At 72.3% G+C, this 20,558-nt stretch carries 20 protein-coding genes and 1 pseudogene; 5 read left to right on the top strand and 16 right to left on the bottom strand.

The window, feature by feature from the left end; all coding sequences use genetic code 11:
- Positions 1–44 precede the first annotated feature (44 nt).
- Together GQ466_RS22215 and GQ466_RS33175 are read left to right on the top strand one after the other, a co-directional pair.
- Positions 45–911, top strand: coding sequence for a helix-turn-helix transcriptional regulator (locus GQ466_RS22215; RefSeq protein WP_161104945.1), 867 nt, complete (start codon positions 45–47; stop codon positions 909–911).
- A gap of 311 nt (positions 912–1,222) precedes the next feature.
- Positions 1,223–1,441, top strand: a pseudogene (locus GQ466_RS33175) (hypothetical protein); the annotation flags it as partial.
- Positions 1,442–1,544: 103 nt separating this feature from the next.
- Here GQ466_RS33175 and GQ466_RS22225 read toward each other — a convergent pair.
- From GQ466_RS22225 to GQ466_RS22245, 5 genes are all read right to left on the bottom strand, one after another.
- Positions 1,545–1,997, bottom strand: coding sequence for a hypothetical protein (locus GQ466_RS22225; RefSeq protein WP_161104946.1), 453 nt, complete (start codon positions 1,995–1,997; stop codon positions 1,545–1,547).
- A gap of 251 nt (positions 1,998–2,248) precedes the next feature.
- On the bottom strand, positions 2,249–4,750 hold the full coding sequence (locus GQ466_RS22230; RefSeq protein ID WP_161104947.1) for an ABC transporter permease: 2,502 nt from the start codon (positions 4,748–4,750) through the stop codon (positions 2,249–2,251).
- Between the two features lie 3 nt (positions 4,751–4,753).
- Positions 4,754–5,527 carry an ABC transporter ATP-binding protein gene (locus tag GQ466_RS22235; protein WP_161104948.1) on the bottom strand — a complete coding sequence of 258 codons (774 nt, stop codon included), beginning with the start codon at positions 5,525–5,527 and terminating at the stop codon, positions 4,754–4,756.
- 167 nt (positions 5,528–5,694) lie between these two features.
- Positions 5,695–6,369 (bottom strand): response regulator transcription factor, encoded by a 675-nt coding sequence (locus tag GQ466_RS22240; RefSeq protein ID WP_161104949.1) that lies wholly within the window; start codon positions 6,367–6,369, stop codon positions 5,695–5,697.
- On the bottom strand, positions 6,366–7,556 hold the full coding sequence (locus GQ466_RS22245; RefSeq protein ID WP_161104950.1) for a sensor histidine kinase: 1,191 nt from the start codon (positions 7,554–7,556) through the stop codon (positions 6,366–6,368). The genes GQ466_RS22240 and GQ466_RS22245 overlap by 4 nt, the downstream gene beginning before the upstream one ends.
- 111 nt (positions 7,557–7,667) lie before the next feature.
- Here GQ466_RS22245 and GQ466_RS22250 point away from each other — a divergent pair, with 111 nt between their 5' ends.
- A complete protein-coding gene (locus GQ466_RS22250; RefSeq protein WP_161104951.1) occupies positions 7,668–8,675 on the top strand; it encodes an SAM-dependent methyltransferase in 1,008 nt (335 codons plus the stop codon).
- Here the strand turns inward: GQ466_RS22250 and GQ466_RS22255 are convergent.
- Together GQ466_RS22255 and GQ466_RS22260 are read right to left on the bottom strand one after the other, a co-directional pair.
- Complete coding sequence (locus GQ466_RS22255; protein WP_202420939.1) at positions 8,672–10,057, bottom strand: PH domain-containing protein; 1,386 nt, start codon at positions 10,055–10,057, stop codon at positions 8,672–8,674. The two genes, GQ466_RS22250 and GQ466_RS22255, sit on opposite strands and share 4 nt — an antisense overlap.
- A gap of 845 nt (positions 10,058–10,902) precedes the next feature.
- Complete coding sequence (locus GQ466_RS22260) at positions 10,903–11,475, bottom strand: PH domain-containing protein (protein WP_161104952.1); 573 nt, start codon at positions 11,473–11,475, stop codon at positions 10,903–10,905.
- Between the two features lie 99 nt (positions 11,476–11,574).
- Between GQ466_RS22260 and GQ466_RS22265 the strand changes: the two genes are divergently transcribed.
- Positions 11,575–12,750, top strand: a complete 1,176-nt coding sequence (locus tag GQ466_RS22265; protein ID WP_161104953.1) for an NADH-quinone oxidoreductase subunit D — start codon at positions 11,575–11,577, stop codon at positions 12,748–12,750.
- Positions 12,751–12,755: 5 nt separating this feature from the next.
- Here the strand turns inward: GQ466_RS22265 and GQ466_RS22270 are convergent, their stop codons facing one another.
- Positions 12,756–13,637, bottom strand: a complete 882-nt coding sequence (locus tag GQ466_RS22270; protein WP_161104954.1) for a TIGR03620 family F420-dependent LLM class oxidoreductase — start codon at positions 13,635–13,637, stop codon at positions 12,756–12,758.
- Positions 13,638–13,788: 151 nt separating this feature from the next.
- Here GQ466_RS22270 and GQ466_RS32930 point away from each other — a divergent pair, with 151 nt between their 5' ends.
- Positions 13,789–14,328, top strand: a complete 540-nt coding sequence (locus GQ466_RS32930) for a TetR/AcrR family transcriptional regulator (RefSeq protein WP_337193603.1) — start codon at positions 13,789–13,791, stop codon at positions 14,326–14,328.
- On the opposite strand, the gene GQ466_RS22280 is transcribed toward GQ466_RS32930, so the two are convergent.
- The 8 genes from GQ466_RS22280 to hpt form a co-directional block, all read right to left on the bottom strand.
- The gene (locus tag GQ466_RS22280; protein WP_161104955.1) at positions 14,325–14,798 is read right to left on the bottom strand and encodes a DUF3180 domain-containing protein; all 474 of its coding nucleotides are present in this window, start codon (positions 14,796–14,798) and stop codon (positions 14,325–14,327) included. The genes GQ466_RS32930 and GQ466_RS22280 overlap by 4 nt on opposite strands.
- Positions 14,795–15,325 (bottom strand): 2-amino-4-hydroxy-6-hydroxymethyldihydropteridine diphosphokinase, encoded by a 531-nt coding sequence (gene folK / locus GQ466_RS22285; protein ID WP_161104956.1) that lies wholly within the window; start codon positions 15,323–15,325, stop codon positions 14,795–14,797. Before folK ends, GQ466_RS22280 begins: the two co-directional genes overlap by 4 nt.
- A complete protein-coding gene (gene folB / locus GQ466_RS22290) occupies positions 15,322–15,684 on the bottom strand; it encodes a dihydroneopterin aldolase (protein ID WP_161104957.1) in 363 nt (120 codons plus the stop codon). Before folB ends, folK begins: the two co-directional genes overlap by 4 nt.
- Positions 15,681–16,103, bottom strand: a complete 423-nt coding sequence (locus GQ466_RS22295) for a nuclear transport factor 2 family protein (RefSeq protein WP_161104958.1) — start codon at positions 16,101–16,103, stop codon at positions 15,681–15,683. The genes folB and GQ466_RS22295 overlap by 4 nt, the downstream gene beginning before the upstream one ends.
- Positions 16,096–16,977 carry a dihydropteroate synthase gene (gene folP / locus GQ466_RS22300; protein ID WP_161104959.1) on the bottom strand — a complete coding sequence of 294 codons (882 nt, stop codon included), beginning with the start codon at positions 16,975–16,977 and terminating at the stop codon, positions 16,096–16,098. Before folP ends, GQ466_RS22295 begins: the two co-directional genes overlap by 8 nt.
- 41 nt (positions 16,978–17,018) lie before the next feature.
- On the bottom strand, positions 17,019–17,660 hold the full coding sequence (gene folE, locus GQ466_RS22305; protein ID WP_202420940.1) for a GTP cyclohydrolase I FolE: 642 nt from the start codon (positions 17,658–17,660) through the stop codon (positions 17,019–17,021).
- A gap of 5 nt (positions 17,661–17,665) precedes the next feature.
- Entirely contained in the window at positions 17,666–19,678 is a 2,013-nt protein-coding gene (gene ftsH / locus GQ466_RS22310; protein ID WP_161104960.1) for an ATP-dependent zinc metalloprotease FtsH, read from the bottom strand.
- Positions 19,679–19,985: 307 nt separating this feature from the next.
- On the bottom strand, positions 19,986–20,549 hold the full coding sequence (gene hpt, locus GQ466_RS22315; RefSeq protein ID WP_161104961.1) for a hypoxanthine phosphoribosyltransferase: 564 nt from the start codon (positions 20,547–20,549) through the stop codon (positions 19,986–19,988).
- Positions 20,550–20,558 lie beyond the last annotated feature (9 nt).

Here is a 20,558-nt window from a genome sequence, read left to right on the forward strand (position 1 = left end):
GAGTCCCATGGTGACGCCCGCACACCGCCCGGCATGCTGGACGGATGAATGACGCGGACCGGTCGGAACTGGCCGCCTTCCTCCGCCGCCGACGCGCAAGGGTGCGCCCATCCGACGTCGGCCTGGAGGACGGCCCGCGCCGACGCGTACCAGGGCTCCGCCGCGAGGAGGTCGCACAACTGGCCGGAATGTCCGTGGACTACTACATCCGGCTGGAACAGGGCCGGGGCCCACGCCCGTCCCGCCAGATGGCGACGGCGATCAGCCGCGCCCTACAACTCTCGGACGACGAACGCACCTACCTGTTCCACCTGGTCGGCGAACTGCCAGGCCCGCCGCCCGGCCCGATCAACGACGTACGCCCCGGCGTCCTGCGCCTGCTCGACCGGATGGACGACACACCCGCCCTCGTCTGCTCGGCCGTCTACGACATCCTCGCCTGGAACCCGATGGCCGCCGCACTGCTCCACGGCCTCGTCACGGCACCCGCCGACGAACGCAACGTGATCTGGCGCTTCTTCACCGACCCCGCCGCCCGCGACCGCCACGACCCGGCGACCGGCTACCAGTTCGCCCGCGAATCGGTCGCCGACCTACGCAGAGCACTGGCCCGCTACCCAAAATCCCCGACAGTACGATCCCTGATAAACCGCCTACTGACAACAAGCCCAGAATTCCAAGCCCTATGGAACGAGGGCGACGTAGAGGTCGGCCGCTCAACCCACAAACGCCTGCACCACCCATCCGTAGACTGGCTTGACCTGGACTGCGAAGCCCTCCACGACCCCGTCCGCGACCAGTGGATCATCCTCTACACAGCCGCCCCCGGCACCCCGTCCCACGAATCCCTACGCCTCCTCAACGTCATAGGCACCCAATCCCTAACAAACAACCAACCCAACCCCCAATAACCCCTCCCACAGTCACAGAGCGCGGAACGCGCGGGCGCAGAGCGCGGAACGCGCGGGCGGGTGGTGTGAGGGCGCGTGCAGCGTGTTCGGAGGTTGTCGCGGGTTGGGATGTTCGGCGTCGGATGTGGCGTCGGCGAGTCTTCGCCAGCCGCGCGGCGCTGTTCTGGGGTCGCTTACGTGGTCAGGTGCTCGGGCTCGGCTCCGGACTTTTAACTCGTAGGTCGTGAGTACGTGGGGGTGTAACGCGCGGGGTTGTGGGCGGGGTTGCGGAGAAATCTGGTGGTGGGGGTTGAACGGGCGCTTGTGCCTGTGAGCCGGCTGAGAGTCTGCTTCATCGTCATGTCGCCGAGATCGATGCCGAGATGGCTCGGCTGGCGGCGTTGCGGGCCGAGCTCACCGGGATGCTGACGCAGATGCCCGGGCCCGACTGCCCGGATCCGGTTCCCGGGACCTGGTGCCCGCCGGACATGCCCACGCCGGAGGGAGGTGAATGCGCTGATGTGCCCGTGCTGCGAGAACCCGTCGTGTGACGACGCGTGCTGCTCCGACTGCTGCTGAGCTGACGGACGAGCCGTCACGGCTCCTGCGTCCCGCCCCTAGGCGCCCGGGCGGGGCCCGGCCGGTCCGTCGGCGTCAGCCGCCGCCGATCTCGTGCCGTTTCGGCAGGAAGAGCAGCGGATATTTCAGGTCCACGCCGGGGTAGAAGAATGCCCATAGTCCGGCGCGGAAAAGAGTGAAGAAGAGCACCAGGCATCCGGCGATCAGCGCGAACGCCATAGCCGGGCCGTCCTGCTTCGTCGCCCAGCTCATCCCGACCGTGAAGGCTAGTACCAGGCCCACCAGCGCTACCACGGCGATCAGGCCGAAGGTCAGGCGGATCCGCAAGGTTTCGGTGGCATCGCGGATCGTGCAGGTCAACGTCCGACCGCAGGCCGGGCAGACAATTGGCCGTTTGATCTTTCCGGAAGCCGGTCGGGAGAACTGCAGCTTATGCGACTGGTATCGCGTATAGGCGTATCCGGGAGCGTAGATCCGGCGCAGGATATGCGTGAAGGTCACCGACACCTCGGCGTTGATCCGCAGCATCGTCGGCCTCTCCCCGTCCGACCGTCCGGCTCCTTCACGAGCATAGGGCGGACGACTCGGCCTGGCCCCGGCTTTGAACAGGCTTCGGGTTTTGTGCGGCTGCTTCGGGGCGAGTGTGCCGCAACCGCGGCAGTGTGAGCGTTCGGTTGCCTGGGAGCGGGTTGTGTTTCGGGCGGCTTGTACGGGCGATGGCGGGTCGAGTTGGGGCGGCCTCCAGCGCGGGGTTCTGGAGGCCGCCTGCTCAGGGGCGATCAGTCGTGGGCGAGGGACTCCACGATCGACGTCTTCGCCGCTCGGCGGGACGGGAGGATCGCCGCCAAAACTCCGGCCAGGCCCGCCAGGGCGACGAACGCGATGATCTGGCCGTAGGGCACCGCGAGGATCGAGTCCTCCGTCATCGCCTCGGTCGCCGCCAAGCCGAACGCCACGCCCAGCACCACTCCGGTGACGGCTCCCATCACCGCCATCACCAGCGCCTCCACCGAGAGCATCCGGCGGAGCTGGCGTTTGGTCAGGCCGATCGCGCGGAGCAGTGCCGACTCGCGCGTGCGTTCCACCACCGACAGGGACAGCGTGTTCGCGATGCCGAACAGAGCGATCACGATGGCCAGTCCCAGCAGGCCGCCGAAGATCATGAAGACCGTGTCGATGGCCTTGGTGAGCTGGTCCTTGGATTCCGCCGCCGACTGCACGCGGACGGTCGGGTACGCGCGGGTCGCCGCGTCCAGGGCCGCCCGGCCGGCGTCCGCGCCGACGCCGTCGCGGACCTTCGCGTAGACGTGCTCGGGTGCGACCGCGCCGAAGTGGCGGCGGAAGTCCGCCTCCGGCAGGACGAAGCCCGACAGCGGGCCGCCCGCGGCGAAGACGCCCGCGACGCGTACCGGTGTCGGGCCGGTCCGGGTGGCGATGGTCGTTCGCGAGCCCGTCCGCAGGCCGAGGCTCTTGGCGACGACCTCGTCCAGGATCGCGGTGCCGGGGCCGAAGGCGTCCAGCGAGCCCGAGCGGAACTTCGGTTTCATGATCGTGCCCCACGCCGAGGCGGTGAGCGTCGAGACGGTCGTTTCGTCGCCGTTGCCGAGCCGGGCGTCCTTCGACCGCTCCTCCAGGACGGCGCTGAACTCCGGGCGCGCCCGCAGGGCCGCCGTCAGCCCGGCGGGCAGCGTGCGGTCGGCCTCGCGGTCGAACTGCGCCCTGATCTGGTAGTCCACCGGGAACTGGTCGTCCACCTGCCGGGCGGCTCCGGCCTTGCCGCCCGCGGCGACGACCGCGAACAGGCTCATCAGGCCGACGCCGACGGTCAGCGCGATCGTCGTGGTCGCCGTGCGGCGCGGGGTCCGGCGCGCGTTGGCGACCGCGAGCCGTCCGGGCACGCCGCCGAACCGGCCCGGCAGCGCGCCCACCGCGCGGCCGAGCGGCCCGACGAGCACGGGCATCAGCGCGATCACGGCGAGGAAGACCAGCGCGCCGCCGCACGCGACCGCGTACATGGCCGTCTCGCCCTTCGGCATCCCGACCGCCCCGACGACGGCCGCCAGCAGGCCCGCTCCGCCGAACAGGACGGTCGCCGCGATCCGGAACGCGCCGGGACGGAAGCGTCCGCCGCCCGGCTCGCGTTCGTCGCGCAGGGCCGCGACCGGCGCGATGCGCGTCGCCGCGCGGGCGGGCACGATCGCCGCCAGCACCGTCACGACCAGCCCGACCGCGATCGCGACCAGTGCCGTGCGCGGCGCCAGCACCACCTGCGCGGGCGGCAGTTGACCGCCCGCCGATCTGATCAGTGCCAGCGCCCCCGCGCCGAGCCCCACGCCGACGGCGATCCCGAGCAGCGAGCCGACGAGGCCGACGACGGCCGCCTCCAGCAGCACGCCCCGGAAGACCTGGCGGCGGGTCGCGCCGACGCAGCGCAGCGTCGCCATCTCGCGAGTCCGCTGGGCGATGAGGATCGTGAACGTGTTGTAGATGACGAGCGCGGACACCAGCATCGCGACCAGCGCGAACAGCAGCAGCCCCGCCCCGATCAGCTTGGTGTCGGCGCCGTTGGCCTTGGAGATCTCGGCGGCGAGCCGGTCCCCGGTGAGCGTCCGGTAGCCGGACCCCACGGCCGCCGCGACGCCCGCCGTGGAGCCGCCCACCGTGTCGATCTCGGTGTAGGTGGACGTTCCGGTCATCGCGGACGCGGTGGCCGGCGCGAAGCCGACCGCGCCGCGCACGCTGGCCTCGGAGTCGATGCCGACGTCGACGATCCCGCTGACGGTGAAGCGGTGCGGCCGGTTCTTACCGTCGAGGACGGTCACGGTGTCCCCCACCGCGAAGCGCTGGCGCCGCGACGTCCACGGATCGAGGACGACCTCGTGCGGCCCGGCCGGCGCCCGGCCCTTCTCCATCCGGTACCGCAGCAGGCGCCCGGACGGCACCGCGAGCCCGACCGTCGGCGCGTCCCCGACGACGCGGCCGTTCGCGCCGAGCAGCGGCGCGTCGCCGCGCACCAGCCCCTGCGCCTCGGTGACGCCCGGCGCGGCGCGCACCTTCGCCAGCAGCGCCGCCGGAATCCCCGCGTCGCTGCCCCGGGGCGGCAGGACGGCGACGTCCACCCGGTCGGCCGAGCGCGCGAACGTCTCGGTGATGCCCCGGTTCATCATGTCGGTCAGCACGAACGTCCCGGCGATGAACCCGACGCCGAGGGTGATCGCCACGACCGTGGACAGCAGCCGGAGCCGATGGGCCACCAGGCCCGCGAGCGTGGTCCGCAGCATCGGTCAGCCCTCCAGCGCGGCGAGCCGGTCGAGGACGGACGCCGGCGTCGGGTCCGTCAGCTCGGTGACGATCGCGCCGTCGCGCAGGAACACCACCCGGTCGGCGTAGGACGCGGCCACCGGATCGTGCGTGACCATGACGATCGTCTGCCCCATCTCGCGGACCGACGAGCGCAGGAACGCCAGCACCTCCGCGCCCGACGCCGAGTCGAGGTTGCCGGTCGGCTCGTCCGCGAAGATGACCTCGGGCCGGGAGACCAGCGCCCGCGCGCACGCGACCCGCTGCTGCTGCCCGCCCGACAGCTCGGACGGACGATGCCCGAGCCGGTCCCGCAGGCCGACGACGTCCACGACCCGGTCGAACCACGCACGGTCGGCCGAGCGGCCCGCGAGCTGCAGCGGGAGCAGGATGTTCTGCTCGGCGGTGAGCGTCGGCAGCAGGTTGAACGCCTGGAAGACGAACCCGACCCGTTCGCGCCGCAGCAGCGTGAGCCGCCGGTCGTTCAGCTGTCCGAGATCGGTGTCGCCGAGGACGATCCGCCCCGCGCCGACGGTGTCGAGACCGGCCAGGCAGTGCAGCAGCGTCGACTTGCCCGACCCGGACGGCCCCATGATCGCGGTGAACGCCCGGGCGGCGAACGCGACGTCGACGTCCCGCAGGGCGTGGACGGCCGCGTCCCCGGTTCCGTACACCTTGGAGACGCGCTCGGCCCGGACGGCGGGGGCGCCGGGCACGGCCGGGGCCGCTCCGGGAGGACTGGCGAAGGCGCTGGTCACGATGGCTCCTAGCAGGGGGGTTCTGGACGTTCTCCACGCTAGGAACTCGCCGCCGCCCTGCCATCGACCTCGCGTCTTCGATTCGGGTCCGCCGATCGTCGCAACCGGCGGCCGAGGTACGACTTATGGTTGACCCCCGGGTCAGCCTTCCGGCCGTCCCGCCCGCGCTACTCCGGCCGCTGGAGCTGCCCGGTCTTCACCAGGCCCGTCTCGTACGCCAGCACCACGGCCTGCACGCGGTCGCGGAGCCCGAGCTTGGTGAACAGGCGTCCGAGATGGGTCTTCACCGTCGCCTCGGACAGATGCAGCCGCGCGGCGACCTCGGCGTTCGACAGCCCGCGCGCGACCAGCAGCAGCACGTCGAGTTCGCGCCCGGTCAGCCCCTTCACCGCGTCCAGCGCCTTGTCCTCCTTGCCGGGGAGGTGGACGGCGAACCGGTCCAGCAGGCGGCGCGTCGTGCTCGGCGCGACCACCGCGTCGCCCGAATGGACGGCCCGGATCGCCGCGATGAGCTGCGCCGGACCCGCGTCCTTCAGCAAGAACCCGGCGGCACCTGCCTTGATCGCCGCGAAGGCGTACTCGTCCATGTCGAAGGTCGTCAGGATGATCACGCGCGGCCCGGCGCGGGTGCCGGTGATCCGGCGGGTGGCCTCGATGCCGTCCATCCGCGGCATCCGGACGTCCATCAGGACGACGTCGGCGGGCGTCGCGGCGAGCAGCCGCAGCGCGGGCTCACCGTCCCCGGCCTCGCCGACGACCTCGATGTCGTCCTGGGCGTCGAGCACCATGCGGAACCCCGCCCGGACCAGCTCCTGGTCGTCGACCAGCACCACCCGGATCATCGGGCGCCCTCTCCGCTCATCGCCGCCCCCTCGCGCACCGGTATCCGCGCGACCACCTCGAACCCGCCGCCGACGCGCGGCCCGGCGCGCACCTCGCCGCCGTAGACGCCGACGCGCTCGCGCATGCCGGGCAGGCCGTGCCCGCGCCCGTCGTCGGACGCGGCGGCGCCCCGGCCGTCGTCGCGGATCTCCACCCGCACCTCGTCCGGCCCGTAGCCGAGCCGGACCCGGGCCGTCGCCTCCGGCCCGCCGTGTTTCAGCGTGTTGGTCAGCGCCTCCTGGACGACGCGGTAGATCGTGAGCTGCCGTCCCTCCGCGAGCGACGGCGGGTCGCCGGACGCCTGCACGTCCACCGGCAGCCCCGCGTGGCGCACCTGGTCGACGAGGTCGCCGAGCTGCGCGAGCCCCGGCTGCGGCGTGTAGACCGACACGTCGTCGTCGGCCCGCAGGACGCCGAGCAGCCGCCGCATCTCGCCGAGCGCCGTCCGGCCCGTCTCGGAGATCGCGGTGAGCGCCTGCCGCGCGCGGACCGGATCGGTGTCGAGGGCGTACGACGCGCCGTCGGCCTGCACCACGATCACGCTGACGTTGTGCGCCACGACGTCGTGCAGTTCCCGGGCGATCCGGGATCTTTCACCGGCCCGCGCCATCCGCAACTCGTTCTCCCGCTCCCGTTCCAGTCGTTCGGCGCGGTCTTCCACCGAGCGCAGGTATTCGCGGCGGGTGCGGATGTGCAGGCCGAGGATCCACACCCCGAAGATGATGACGGCGAAGAACAACCAGGGGTTCTCAATGTCCTTCCAGCCCCCCGCCCACACCTGGATCACTTCCATCAGCGCGCCGAGCTGCGCGACGCCGAGCGCCGACAGCCCCCACCACGGCGTCGTGTAGGCGGTGACGGTGTAGAGCCCGATCAGCACGGCGACGTTCGCCGGGAGCAGCGTCACATGGAAGCACCACTGCACCAGGCTGACCAGCGCGACGATCCCGAACGTCGGGACGGGCCACCGGCGGCGCCAGACCATCGGCAGCAGCAGCCCGATGGTCAGCGCGGCGTACCCCGGAACCGGGAGATTCCGCGTCAGATCGGACGTCTGGAACGCCGACAGCAGCGCGAACGGCAGGAGGAAGCCGGCGTCGACGCGCGCGGCGTTCCCGCGCCACCGCTCCCAGATCCGTCCGACCATGCCCGCCACCCTACGTACCGCCAGCTCAGCCTGGGATCGACCGGAAGTCGGAACCGCATCCACCGCAAGGATTACCCGCCTGACCTTCCCGGTCGCGGTACCGTCCTCGACGTGGCGGTTTGGGAGACGTGGCGGGACGCGATGGAACGGGCGCTGTACGGCGCGGACGGCTTCTACCGGCGCGGCGAGCGTCCCCGGGAGCACTTCCGCACATCGGTCCACGCCTCGCCGCGCTTCGCCGCCGCGCTGGCGCGGCTGCTCGTGGACGTGGACGCGGCGCTCGGCCGTCCCGACCGGCTCGACCTCGTGGACATCGGCGCGGGCGGCGGCGAACTGCTCGTCAACCTGCTGGAACGCGTCCCGGACGACCTCGCCCGGCGGGTCGTCCCGATCGCGGTGGAGGTGGCGCCGCGTGCGGACGGCGTGCCCGCGTGCGTCGAGTGGCGGGACGAACCCCCCGCGCACATTACGGGCCTCGTCATTGCGAACGAGTGGCTGGACAACGTCCCGCTGGACGTCGTGGAACTGACCCCGGCGGGCCCGCGCAAGGTCCTGGTCGAGGCGGGCTGCGGTGCCGAGCGCAGCGGCCCGGAGCCGTCCCGGGACGACCTGGACTGGCTGGACCGCTGGTGGCCGCTGCGCGAGAACGGCGACCGCGCCGAGGTCGGGAGCCCGCGCTGCGCGGCGTGGTCGGGCGTGATCGAGCGGCTGGACCGGGGGCTGGCGGTCGCGATCGACTACGCGCACCGCGCCGGGGAGCGGCCCGTCTACGGCACGATCACCGGATACCGGGACGGTTCGACCGTCCCGGCCATCCCGGACGGATCATGTGATGTCACCGCACACGTCGCGCTGGACGCCTGCGCGGTCGCGGGCGAGCAGGCGGGCGCCACGGCCGGGGTGCTGACGACCCAGCGCGCGGCCCTGCGCGCCCTCGGGATCACGGGCGCGCGTCCGCCGCTGGACCTCGCCCACCGCGACCCGCGCGGCTACCTCGCGGCGCTGTCGGTGGCCGGAGAGGACGCCGAACTGACCGATCCTGGCGGGCTCGGCGGCTTCGGGTGGCTGGCGCAGTCGGTCGGGATCGCGATCCCGTCCGTCCTCGCCGACCTGGCCTAATTGCCGAACGACGGGGTGTTGCGCGGATCCACCGACCGCTTCGCGATCGACTCGACCATCGCGCGCGCCTCGCCCAGCTCGCGGTCGGCGGCCCGGACGCGGATCGGCCCGGACGGCGCGTCCACGTGGACGGTCGCGAGCCCCAGCATCTTCTGCAGCGGGTTGACCGTCATCCGCACGCTCTGCGCCCGGACGACCGGGATCACGTCGGTGCGGCGTCCCGGCCAGCCGTGCCGCGACACGAACAGGACGTCGTCGGCGCCCGCACCCTCGGGATGGTCCAGCGCGATGGAGACCCGGGCGGGTGGGACGAGCGGGATGGCGTCCACGTCCCGCAGCATGAACAGCAGCCGTACGAGTCCCATGCACACCGATCGCGGCGCGACCGGGAGCAGCACGGACGACAGGGCCTGGCGGTCTCCGGCATAACCGGCGACGGTGATCTCCAGCCGCGCCCAGCCGACGCTGCGCCACAACGCGGGCTCGACGATCCCGACCGCTTGGACGCGGCCCGGAGGCAGCGTCTGCATCCGGGTCTCCAGCATGCCGTAGCGGAGGCGCAGACCGTCCGGCGAGACCGCGACGCGGAACCCCGCGTACATGACCGCCGGTGCAACGACACTGCGGATCAGGCCGAGCAGCGCCGGGACGGTCACCGCGAGGATCGCCGGCTCGCCGTAGATCACCATGAACATGAGCGAGCCGATGAGCAGCAGGAACGTCCCGAGGACGGGCAGCCGCATCGCGAGCGAGCCGAGCAGCTGCCCGTAGCGGACCTTCCAGAAGTGCCGCTCGGGCGCCTCGGGCGTCTGGCCCGGCAGCCCGGCGGCGATCGCCAGCAGCTCCGCGCGCAGCGCCTGGCCGGCGTCCCGGCCGAGGTAGCGCAGGATGATCTCGCTCTGCTCGCCGCCCGCCGCCTCGACGCGGACCTCGCTGAGCCGGAAGAACCGCGTGACCAGCGGACGGACGACGTCGATCGCCTGCACGCGCGACAGCGGAATGCTCCGCGTCCGTTTGCGCAGCACGCCGGTCACGACCACGAGGTCGTCGTTCTCGACGCGGAACCGCACCGACAGCCAGCCCCAGACGCCCGCGGCGACGGCGACGACCACGAACGGCACCGTCACCAGCGTGAACCGGACGAGGTTCACGGCCGCGCCGCCGTCGCTCCGCGTCAGCAGCAGCGGCATCCCGAGCAGGACGAAGTACACGATGAGGATCGCGAACGCGCGCAGCGGCGCGGTGGCCCAGTGCAGCCGATGCGTGCCCTCGGAGAACCGAACGGGCGGACGCGGCGGCGGCCCCGGCATGTAGTACTGCGGCTGCGGGCCATAGGACGGCGGCTGGAACAGCGGCGCGTACGGACGGTACCCCGCGCCCATGGGAGGCGGCCCGCCATGGAACGGCCGCCCGTCCGGCCCGACGGGCGGCGGCGCCGGCGGATACGGCAACCCCGGCGGACCGTACGGCGACCGCCCATACGACGGCGGCACCGAACGTCCCGGATACGGCGCGGGATACCCCGGCGCCTGAGGAGGCCGCCCCGACGGATACGTCCCCGCCGCAGACCCGCCCTGCCCCGGCGGGTACGGACCGGCGGGCAGTCCCGCCGCGCCGAACGCCCCACCGCCGTACGGGACCTGACCCGGCGCGCCGTACCCGGACGCACCCGGCGCGGGCCGACCCGGCGCGCCCTGGCCCGGCTGCTGCCAGCCCGGCGGGAGCTGACCCTGCCCGTTCTGGCCAGGCGCTGCGAGTCCTGGCGCAGGCGGTCCGGCTTGGCCCGGCGCGGGCTGTCCCGGCGCGGGACCTGCGGGCGTCGACGGGCCCGGCTGCCAGCCGGGAGGAAGCCGACCCGGCGCGCCTTGCGCGGGCTGGGGTGGCGCACTCTGGCCCGGCGCCTGCCAATCGGACGGGAACGGGCTCGGCGCGCCGTATGCGGGCTCGGGCGACGCACCCTGGCCCGGAACGGGCGAGCCCGGCGCCTGCCAACCCGGCGGAAGCGCGCTCGGCGCGCCATTCGGGGGTTGGGGCGACGCGCCCTGGCTTGAGGTGGGCGGGCCTGGCTGCTGCTGGTCCGGTGGGAGTTGGGGCGGCGTGCTCTGGCCGGGCGGGGTGCCTTGGGGAGCGGGCTCGCCTTGTGGTCCGGCGTCCGGTGTCGCCGTGCCCGGGGCGGGGGGTGGGGTGGGGTGGTCTTGGTTCGGGGGGTCGGGGCGGGGGTTCTGGGTCACGGCGTGCTCCGGTGTTCGCCGTGGTGGGCCAAGCGGTCGCGCAGTTCGCCCGCCTCGCGGACCGGGAGCGACGGGATGCGGGCGTCGGTCGCTGCGGCGGCCGTGTGCAGCCGGACGGTCGCGAGCCCCAGCCAGCGGTCGACGAGCCCGGACGTCACGTCCACGAACTCCATCCGCGCGTACGGCACGACGACGAGCCGCCGGACGAACACCCCGGAGGTCAGGATCAGGTCGTCGTCACGCTCGGCGTACCCGTAGGACCGGCTGGTGAGTTCTGCCACGATCCACGTCACGGCCAGCGCCACGACCACGAGGGAGACGAGCACCACCGCGCCGGGCACGCCGCCGTTGCGCCAGCCGACCAGCGCGCCGCCGAGGGCGCACGGGAGCGCCCAGAAGGTCGCCGCCAGCCCCCGCGACAGCGTGTGGCGCCGGGAGACGCGCGCCCAGGACCGTCCGTCGCCGGGCGCGAAGGCCGAGTCGGCGGCGGACGGCGGCGGGGCGTGCGGTACCGTCCCCTGCGCGGCCGTCGCCGGGAGTTGTGGTGGTTCGCCGTGGGTTGCGTTCATTGCCCCCTAGTCAACCGGAAAACCGGCTCGGCTCGCCATGCGACGATGGGCGCTGATCCGGAAAGCCCAGGCGGTGAGGTGTGCGATGAGGTCTCGACCATGACGACGGAACGCATCGTTGGTATCGGCGCGGGCGCGCGGGAGCTGCCGTCCGACGGGACGCCCGGCGCGCCGGCGACCGAGGACATGGTCCTCAACATCGGCCCGCAGCACCCGTCCACGCACGGCGTGCTCAGGCTCAAGCTCACGCTCGACGGCGAACGGATCACCACGGCCGAGCCGATCGTCGGCTACATGCACCGGGGCGCGGAGAAGCTGTTCGAGGCCCGCGACTTCCGGCAGATCATCGTCCTCGCCAACCGGCACGACTGGCTGTCGGCGTTCTCCAGCGAACTCGGCGTCGTGCTCGCGGTGGAGCGGATGCTCGGGATGGAGGTCCCCGAGCGGGCGACGTGGGTCCGGACGCTGCTGGCCGAGCTGAACCGCGTCCTCAACCATCTGATGTTCCTCGGGTCGTATCCCCTGGAGGTCGGTGCGATCACCCCGATCTTCTACGCGTTCCGGGAGCGCGAGGCGCTCCAGGCCGTGATGGAGGAGGTCTCCGGCGGCCGGATGCACTACATGTTCAACCGCGTCGGCGGCCTCAAGGAGGAGCTGCCCGCGGGCTGGACGGGACGCGCGCGCCAGGCCGTCACGGACGTCCGCGCCCGGATGGGCGACATCGGCGACCTCATCATGGGCAACGAGATCTTCCGCGCCCGCACCCGGGGCGTCGGCGTCCTCACCCGCGACCAGATCCTCCAGTACGGGGTGTCGGGGCCGATCGCCCGCGCGTCCGGCGTGGACTTCGACCTGCGCCGCGACGAGCCCTACCTCGCGTACGGCGACCTCGACGTGCCCGTCGTGACCCGCGACGAGGGCGACTGCCTCGCCCGCTTCGAGTGCCTGCTCGACCAGGTGCACGCCTCGCTGGACCTGGCCGACGCCTGCCTGGACCGCCTCGCCGAGCTGCCGCCCGGACCGATCAACCAGCGCCTCCCGAAGGTGCTCAAGGTGCCCGAGGGGCACACCTACGCCTGGACCGAGAACCCGCTCGGCCTGAACGGCTACTACCTCGTCTCGCGCGGCGAGAAGACGCCGTGGCGCCTGAAGCTGCGCTCGGCGTCCTACAACAACATCCAGGTGCTCGCCGAGATGCTGCCGGGCACGCTCGTCGCCGACATGGTCGCGATCCTCGGGTCGATGTTCTTCGTCGTCGGCGACATCGACAAGTAGCCGGGTCAGGCCGTCAGCAGCGGCGCCAGCCGTTCGAGCCGGTCCACCAGGGACGTCAGGTCGGGCGCGCGGGGCGTCAGCAGCACGTGGTCGGCCCCGGCGTCCAGGTGGGCGCGCAGCCGCTCGGCGACCGCGGCCTCGTCGCCCCAGGCGAGCGTCGCGTCCACGATCCGGTCGCTGCGGACGTCGCCGAGGTCGTCGTCGCCGTAGCCGAGCCGCCGGTAGTTGCGCTCGTACGGCCCCTCCGGCATGCCCTTCATGAGGTGGCGCAGCGGGTCGCGGGCCTTGTCAGGGTCGGTCTCCAGCGCCACCATCTGCTGCGGGATCAGCAGCGGCTCGGGGCCGAGCAGGTCCCGCGCGACCTCGGTGTGCCGGACGGGCTGCAGGAACGGATGGGCGCCCTGCGCGCGCTCGGCCGCGAGCCGGTTCGCCTTCGGCCCGAGCGCCGCGAGGACGCGCGGGTACTCGACGTGCGGCAGCGCGGTCTTGGCCACCTCGTCCATCGCGTCGAGATACTCGGCGAGCCGGGTCAGCGGACGATCCGGCCCCGCCCCGCCGAGCCCCAGGATGAACCGCCCCGGGTACAGCTCGGCGAGCGTCGCCGCCCCCGTGTGCATGGCGACCGGCGGACGGGTCGTGACGTTGGCGATGCCCGTCCCGACGACGATCCGCTCCGTCGAGGCGAGCATCAGCCCGTGCTGCACGAACGTCTCGCGGCCCGGCGGCGCCCCGGCCGGCGGTTCCCCGGTCCACAGCGAGCCGTAGCCGAGCTTCTCGATCCGGGCGAACTGCTCGCGCTGCACGCCGACCGGTGTGGCCAGCAGCGCCTGCGGAGTGATCCAGACGCCGTACGGGCCGAGTCTGCGCCGGTAGTCCTCGACGGACATCGCGCCTCCTTTCGGACATTCGGAGGCACCCTCCGAATCTGTCCGCTACACTAATGGAGGCAGGCTCCGCTTCGCAACCTCGGGAGGAAGGCTGAACGGAACCCCGACGCCCCGCTTCCGGCGCGCGGACGCCCGGCGCAACTACGAACGGCTGCTCAAGGAGGCCCGCGCCGCCTTCGACGAGCACGGCATCGACACGTCCCTGGAGGACGTCGCCCGCCGCGCCGGAGTCGGCATCGGCACGCTCTACCGGCACTTCCCCGCGCGCGACTCGCTGCTGGAGGCCGTCCTGCGGGACCGGTTCGACGCGCTCACCGAGCACGGCCGCGCTCTGCTGCGCGAGCCGGAGGAACGACCCGTCCTGCTGGACTGGTCGCGGTCGCTCGCCGAGATGGCGACCACCTACCGCGGGCTCACCGGCGCGCTGATGGGCACGCTGCGGGACGAGAAGTCCGATCTGCACGCGTCCTGCGAGGCCATGCGCCGCACCGGCGCGGCGCTGCTGCGGCGCGAGCAGGAGGCGGGCCGGGTGCGCGCCGACGTCGACACCGCCGAGTTCCTGGCGCTCCTGCACGGCGCCGCGTGGGCCGGGGAGCAGGCGTTCGACGGCGCGTCCGACCGCCGCGACAAGCTCGTCGCGCTCGTCCTGGACGGCCTGGCTCCCGCCCGGTCCGGCGCCGCCGCGGGCTAGGCCCGGGACGCCCCGTGGTCGCGGCGTTCCTCGTCGGGGTCCTTCGGCACGCGGCACGCGTACTCCAGGAAGTACGCCGCGCCCGCCAGCACGAGCGCGGCGAGGCCCGTCCCCGCGCCGACCGAGAAGTCGTGCCGGGGCGTCGGCTTGTCCAGGGAGTCGGCGAGGACGATCGCGAACCCGCCGAAGATCCCGGCGAGCACCGCCGCGGCGTGCGCGCTGGCCTTGGCGAGCGCCGCCATCCGCGCCACGACCAGCGGCTCCACCGGCCGCGTGCCCTTCTTGCGGCGGATCCGGCGCAGGATGTTCCAGCCCGTGAAGCCCTCGCCGAGCGCGAGCAGCAGCAGCGTCGGGACGGCCGTCCACGGCAGCGGCGGGAGCGTCGTGTAGGAACTGCTCACCAGCGCCCAGGTGATCACTCCGACGACGAGGACCAGGCCGGCGAGGAAGAGGGGACGTGTCGGCTTCATGCAGGCGGCTGGAGGGTCAGGTCGGCGCGGCGGGCGACCCCGCCCCCGGCCGACGCGGCGAGGTCACCGACGCGGCCGTGCCCGGCGAGGCGCCCGTCCGGATCGACGTCGGCCCACGGCACCAGCACGAACGCGCGCTCGTGGGCGCGCGGGTGCGGCAGCGTCAGCCGGGGATCGTCGGACGTGACGTCACCGAACGCCACGATGTCGATGTCCAGGGTGCGCGGCCCCCACCGCACCTCCCGGACGCGGCGCAGCGAGGTCTCGATGTTCAATACCCGTTCCAGCAGCGTCTCGGGCGCCAGCCGCGTGTCGGCGAGGACGACGAGGTTCAGGTAGTCGCCCTGCTCGGGCAGCGTCTCGCCGGGCGGCGCGAACGGGGCCGTCTCGTACACCGGGGAGAGCGCGACGAACTCCATCCCGGGGGCGTCGAACAGCGCGTCCACGGCCTCCTGGAGGTTGTCCAGCCGGTCGCCGAGGTTGCTGCCGAGGGACAGCACGACGCGCTGCCGGGCGGGCGCGGTCATGGGCGGCTCCTGGTGATCCGCACGGCGACGTCCGCGAAGGGGTGCGGCACGGGCGCGCTCGGCTTGTGGACGGTGACCTCCGCCTCCGTCACCACCGGGTCGGCCAGGCAGATGCCCGCGAGCCGTTCCGCCAGCGTCTCCAGGAGGTCGACCGGGTCCTGCTCGACGGCCGCGACGAGCCGTCCCGCGAGCGTGCCGTAGTCGACGGTGCGCGCCAGGTCGTCGGTCGCGGCGGCGGGACGGGTGTCGAGCGCGAGCGACACGTCCACGACGAACTCCTGGCCCAGCTCGCGTTCGGCGGGCAGCACGCCGTGCCGTCCGCGCGCGCGGAGCCCGCGCAGCTCGATGCGGTCGCTCACTCGTCCTCCGGGGTGCCGAGGATCGGGGATCCGTGGTGGACGAGCAGGCGCCACCGTCCGTCCGTCCGTACGAACACGTTCGTCGCGACGATGCTTCCGCCGGCGAGGAACCCGGTGCCGCCCGAGTCCTCCTCGTCGGCGGTGAGCGTGTTCTCCTTGCAGGTCACGATCGCGTGGTCGCCGTAGACGTCGCAGGTCGTGTCGGTCAGGACGAACTGGATGTACGTCGTGTTCGCCATGATCAGCGCCCAGGACCGCAGCACCTCGTCGCGGCCCCGCAGCATCGGCCAGCCGGGATGGACGCAGCTCACGCCGTCGGCGAACGCGCCGTCGGCCCACACGTCGCCCATCCGGTCGAGGTCGCCCGCCTCGAACGCCGCGTAGTACTCGGCGTTGGCCTCCTGCGGACCGTCAGCCACGGGCGTCCCCCTCCTCGCGGGCCGCCGCGGCCCGGACGGCCGCCGCGATCCGCACCGCGTCGGCGTTGGGCGCGACCCGGTGGACGCGCACGCACCAGGCTCCGGCCGCCGCCGCGAGCGCGGTGACGGCCGTGGTCGCGTCGTCGCTGCCCGCGAACGGGCGCGGGGTGCCGTCCGGCGCGGCCAGCAGCTTGCCGAGGAACCGCTTGCGGGACGCGCCGACCAGCACCGGGTGACCGGTCGCGGTCAGCGCGTCCAGCCGGGCGATCAGCGCCCAGTTGTCGAGCGTCGTGGGCTGCTTGGCGAACCCGAGCCCGGGGTCCAGCACGATCATCGACGGGTCCACGCCCTCGGCGAGCAGCGCGTCGACGCGCTGCAGAAGTTCGTCGCGCACCTCGCGGACGACGTCGTCGTATACAGCGCGGGTGTACATGTCGTGGCTGTGGCCGCGCCAGTGCATCACCACATAGGGGACGCGCGCCGCCGCGACCACGCGGGCCATCGCGGGATCGGCGAGCCCGCCGCTGACGTCGTTGACGAGCCGCGCGCCGGCCGTCACCGCCGCCTCCGCGACCTCGGCCCGCATCGTGTCCACGCTGACCGCGATGCCCTCCCCGGCCAGCGCCGCCACCACCGGGACGACCCGCCGCAGTTCCTCCTCCAGCGACACGCGCTGCGCGCCCGGCCGGGTGGACTCACCGCCGACGTCCACGACGTCCGCGCCCTCGGCGACGAGGTCGAGCCCGTGCCCGACCGCCTTGTCGTGGTCGAACCAGGCCCCGCCGTCGGAGAACGAATCGGGCGTCACGTTGACCACGCCCATCACGAGACATCGCCCAGGCTCGGGCATCCCGGGAACAACGGCACTGGTCATGTCATCCAGCCTATTGCCTCGCCGCGCGACCGCCGGACCGGTCACCGCCCGAGGATCAGGCCCATCGCCTCCGCGCGCGTCTCGGCGTGGTCACGGAAATCGCCCCGGACGGCCGATGTCACGGTCCGCGCCCCGGGTTTGCGCACGCCCCGCATCGTCATGCACAGATGTTCGGCCTCGATGACGACGATGACGCCGCGCGGTTCCAGGATGCGCATGACGGCGTCCGCGACCTGGCTGGTCAGCCGCTCCTGCACCTGCGGGCGGCGGGCGTAGACGTCCACCAGCCGCGCCAGTTTGGAAAGGCCGGTGACCTGGCCGCTCTTGTTCGGCGTATACCCCACGTGCGCCATTCCGTGGAACGGCACCAGATGGTGTTCGCAGACGGAATACAGCTCGATGTCCTTGACCAGGACCATTTCGTCGTGGTCGGCCTCGAACACCTTGTTCAGGACGTCCTCGGGCTCCTGCCGCAGCCCCGCGAACTGCTCGGCGTAGGCGCGGGCGACGCGGGCGGGGGTGTCGCGCAGGCCGTCGCGCTCGGGGTCCTCGCCGATCGCGAGCAGAATCTCGCGCACGGCGCGCTCGATGCGCGCGTGGTCGAACGCCGGGGGGAGAACGCCGTTCGCGGCGGAGGCCGGAAGGGCCTCCGCCGCGGACGGTGCGTCGTGCTCGTTCGTCAACAGGATCAGCTCTCGCCGGGGGACGGCTCGCCCGCGGGCTCCCCGTCGCCCGCCGCCTGCCCGTTGTTCTTGCTCAGGCCGGCGACGTCCTGCGGGCCGAGGAGCGCCATCTCCTTGGCCGTCAGCACGGGGGGACGGTCGGACGGGAGGCGCTTGCCGTAGCCGGTGTAGGAGTTCTGGTGGGGCCGCTTGCGGATCGGCGCGAAGATCTCCAGCACCATCTCCTTGGAGAGGGTCTCCTTCTCCATCAGGTTGACGACCAGGTCGTCCAGGACGTCCCGGTACTCGACCAGGATCTCCCAGGCGGTGTCGTGCGCCGACTCGATGAGGCGGCGGACCTCGTCGTCGATCGCGGACGCGATGTCCTCGGAGTAGTCGCGTTCGTGACCCATCTCACGGCCGAGGAACACCTCGCCCTGCCCGGTGCCGAACTTGCGGGCGCCGAGCCGCTCGCTCATGCCGTACTCGGTGACCATGTTGCGGGCGATCGACGTGGCCTTCTCGATGTCGTTGGCCGCGCCGGTCGTCGGCTCGTGGAACACCAGCTCCTCGGCGGTGCGCCCGCCGAGCAGCATGGCGAGCTGGTCGGCCATCTCCGACCGCGTGGTGAGGAACTTGTCCTCCATCGGGAGGGTCATCGTGTACCCGAGGGCACGTCCGCGCGGCAGGATCGTCACCTTGTGCACCGGGTCGGAGTTCGGCAGCGCGTGCGCCACGAGCGCGTGACCGCCCTCGTGGTAGGCGATGATCTTCTTTTCCTTCTCCGACATGACGCGGGTCTTGCGCTCCGGCCCCGCCATGACGCGGTCGATCGACTCTTCCAGCGTCTCCATGTCGATCAGCTTGCGGTCGAACCGGGCGGTCAGCAGCGCGGCCTCGTTGATGACGTTGGCGAGGTCCGCGCCGGTGAAGCCGGGTGTGCGGCGCGCGATGACGTCGAGGTCGACGTCGGGGCCGAACGGCTTGCCGCGGCCGTGGACGCGCAGGATGCCCTTGCGCCCCTCCAGGTCCGGGCGGTCCACGGTGACCTGCCGGTCGAACCGGCCGGGCCGCAGCAGCGCCGGGTCGAGGATGTCGGGACGGTTGGTCGCCGCGATGAGGATCACGCCGCCCTTGACGTCGAACCCGTCCATCTCGACCAGGAGCTGGTTCAGCGTCTGCTCGCGCTCGTCGTGCCCGCCGCCGAGGCCCGCGCCCCGGTGCCGGCCGACGGCGTCGATCTCGTCGATGAAGATGATCGAGGGGGCGTTGGCCTTGGCCTGCTCGAACAGGTCGCGGACGCGGGAGGCGCCCACGCCGACGAACATCTCCACGAAGTCCGAGCCGGAGATCGAGTAGAACGGCACGCCCGCCTCGCCCGCGACCGCGCGGGCCAGCAGCGTCTTGCCGGTGCCGGGCGGGCCGAACAGCAGCACGCCCTTCGGGATCTTGGCGCCGATCGACTGGAACTTGGCGGGGTTCTGCAGGAAGTCCTTGATCTCCTCCAGTTCCTCCAGCGCCTCGTCCGCGCCCGCGACGTCGGCGAACGTGGTCTTCGGGGTGTCCTTGGTGATCAGCTTCGCCTTGGACTTCCCGAAGTTCATCACCCGTGAGCCGCCGCCCTGCATCTGGTTCATGATGAACAGGAAGATCAGCACGATGACGACGATCGGAAGGAGGCTGAACAGCAGGCTCATGAAGACGCTCTGCTTGGGGACCTCGACGTTGTAACCGCCGGGGAGCTTGCCCTGGTTGTACTGCTGCTGGAGCTGCTGCTGGAGCTGGACGCCCTGCCCGTCGACCCACGACGCCTGCTGGCGCGTCTTGTCGGCGTTGTTGAGCGTGACCTCGATCTTCTGGTCCTTGTCCACGACCTTGGCGGAGTGCACCTGCCCCGCGTTGATCTCCTGGACGACCTTGGAGGTGTCGGTCTGGCTGTACGAACGACCCGGATTGACGCTCCACATGACGAGGGCGACCATGAGGCCGAACAGCAGGATCCACAGCAGCGGCCCGCGAAAATAGCGCTTCACGTCCATGTATCCGGTCTCCCCTGACGGGGTCCGTCCCTCCTGACCAACGTGTGTGTCGCGCCCCTCGCCCGGCGAGCGGGAGAGGGGACGCCGCGAACCCGGTCCGGCTCCCTGCCGGTTCCGGCGTGGCTTCCGGGCCGTCCCGGGATATCGACGGTACACCGCCTTCTACAGAGGACGCAGCCAGCGCCCATCCCCTGATCCGTTGGATATACCCATCGGCCACCTTTGCAACGATCCGTGGTGACCTGTTGTTCCCTGTGCCCGGTTCGCGCGGTGCCGGGACGGGTTCGCGCTGGGCGAACGCGCCGGTTCAGCCGGTCGTCCCGCCGTAGACGTGCGGCGCGAGCGTCCCGACGAACGGGAGGTTGCGGTACTTCTCGTCGTAGTCGAGCCCGTAGCCGACGACGAACTCGTTGGGGATGTCGAAGCCGAGGTAGCGGCACTCGATCTCGGTGCGGACCGCCTCGGGCTTGCGCAGCAGCGCGCAGATCTCCAGCGACGCCGGGCCGCGCGACCGCAGGTTGCTGGCCAGCCAGGAGAGCGTGAGGCCGGAGTCGATGATGTCCTCCACGATGAGGACGTGCCGACCGCTGATGTCGGTGTCGAGGTCCTTGAGGATCCGGACGACGCCGGACGACTTGGTGCCCGACCCGTACGACGACACCGCCATCCAGTCCATGCGCGCCGGGCTGTGCAGCGCCCGCGCCAGGTCCGCCATGACCATCGCCGCGCCCTTGAGCACGCCGACGAGCAGGAGGTCCTTGTCCGCGTAGTCGGCGTCGATCTGCGCCGCCAGCTCGCGGACCTTGGCCTGGAGCCGATCCTCGGGGATCAGCACCTTCGCCAGGTCGGAACCCAGGTCCTTCTCGTCCACTACCCCACC

This window comes from Actinomadura rayongensis (genome assembly GCF_009831215.1).
Classification (GTDB): domain Bacteria; phylum Actinomycetota; class Actinomycetes; order Streptosporangiales; family Streptosporangiaceae; genus Spirillospora; species Spirillospora rayongensis.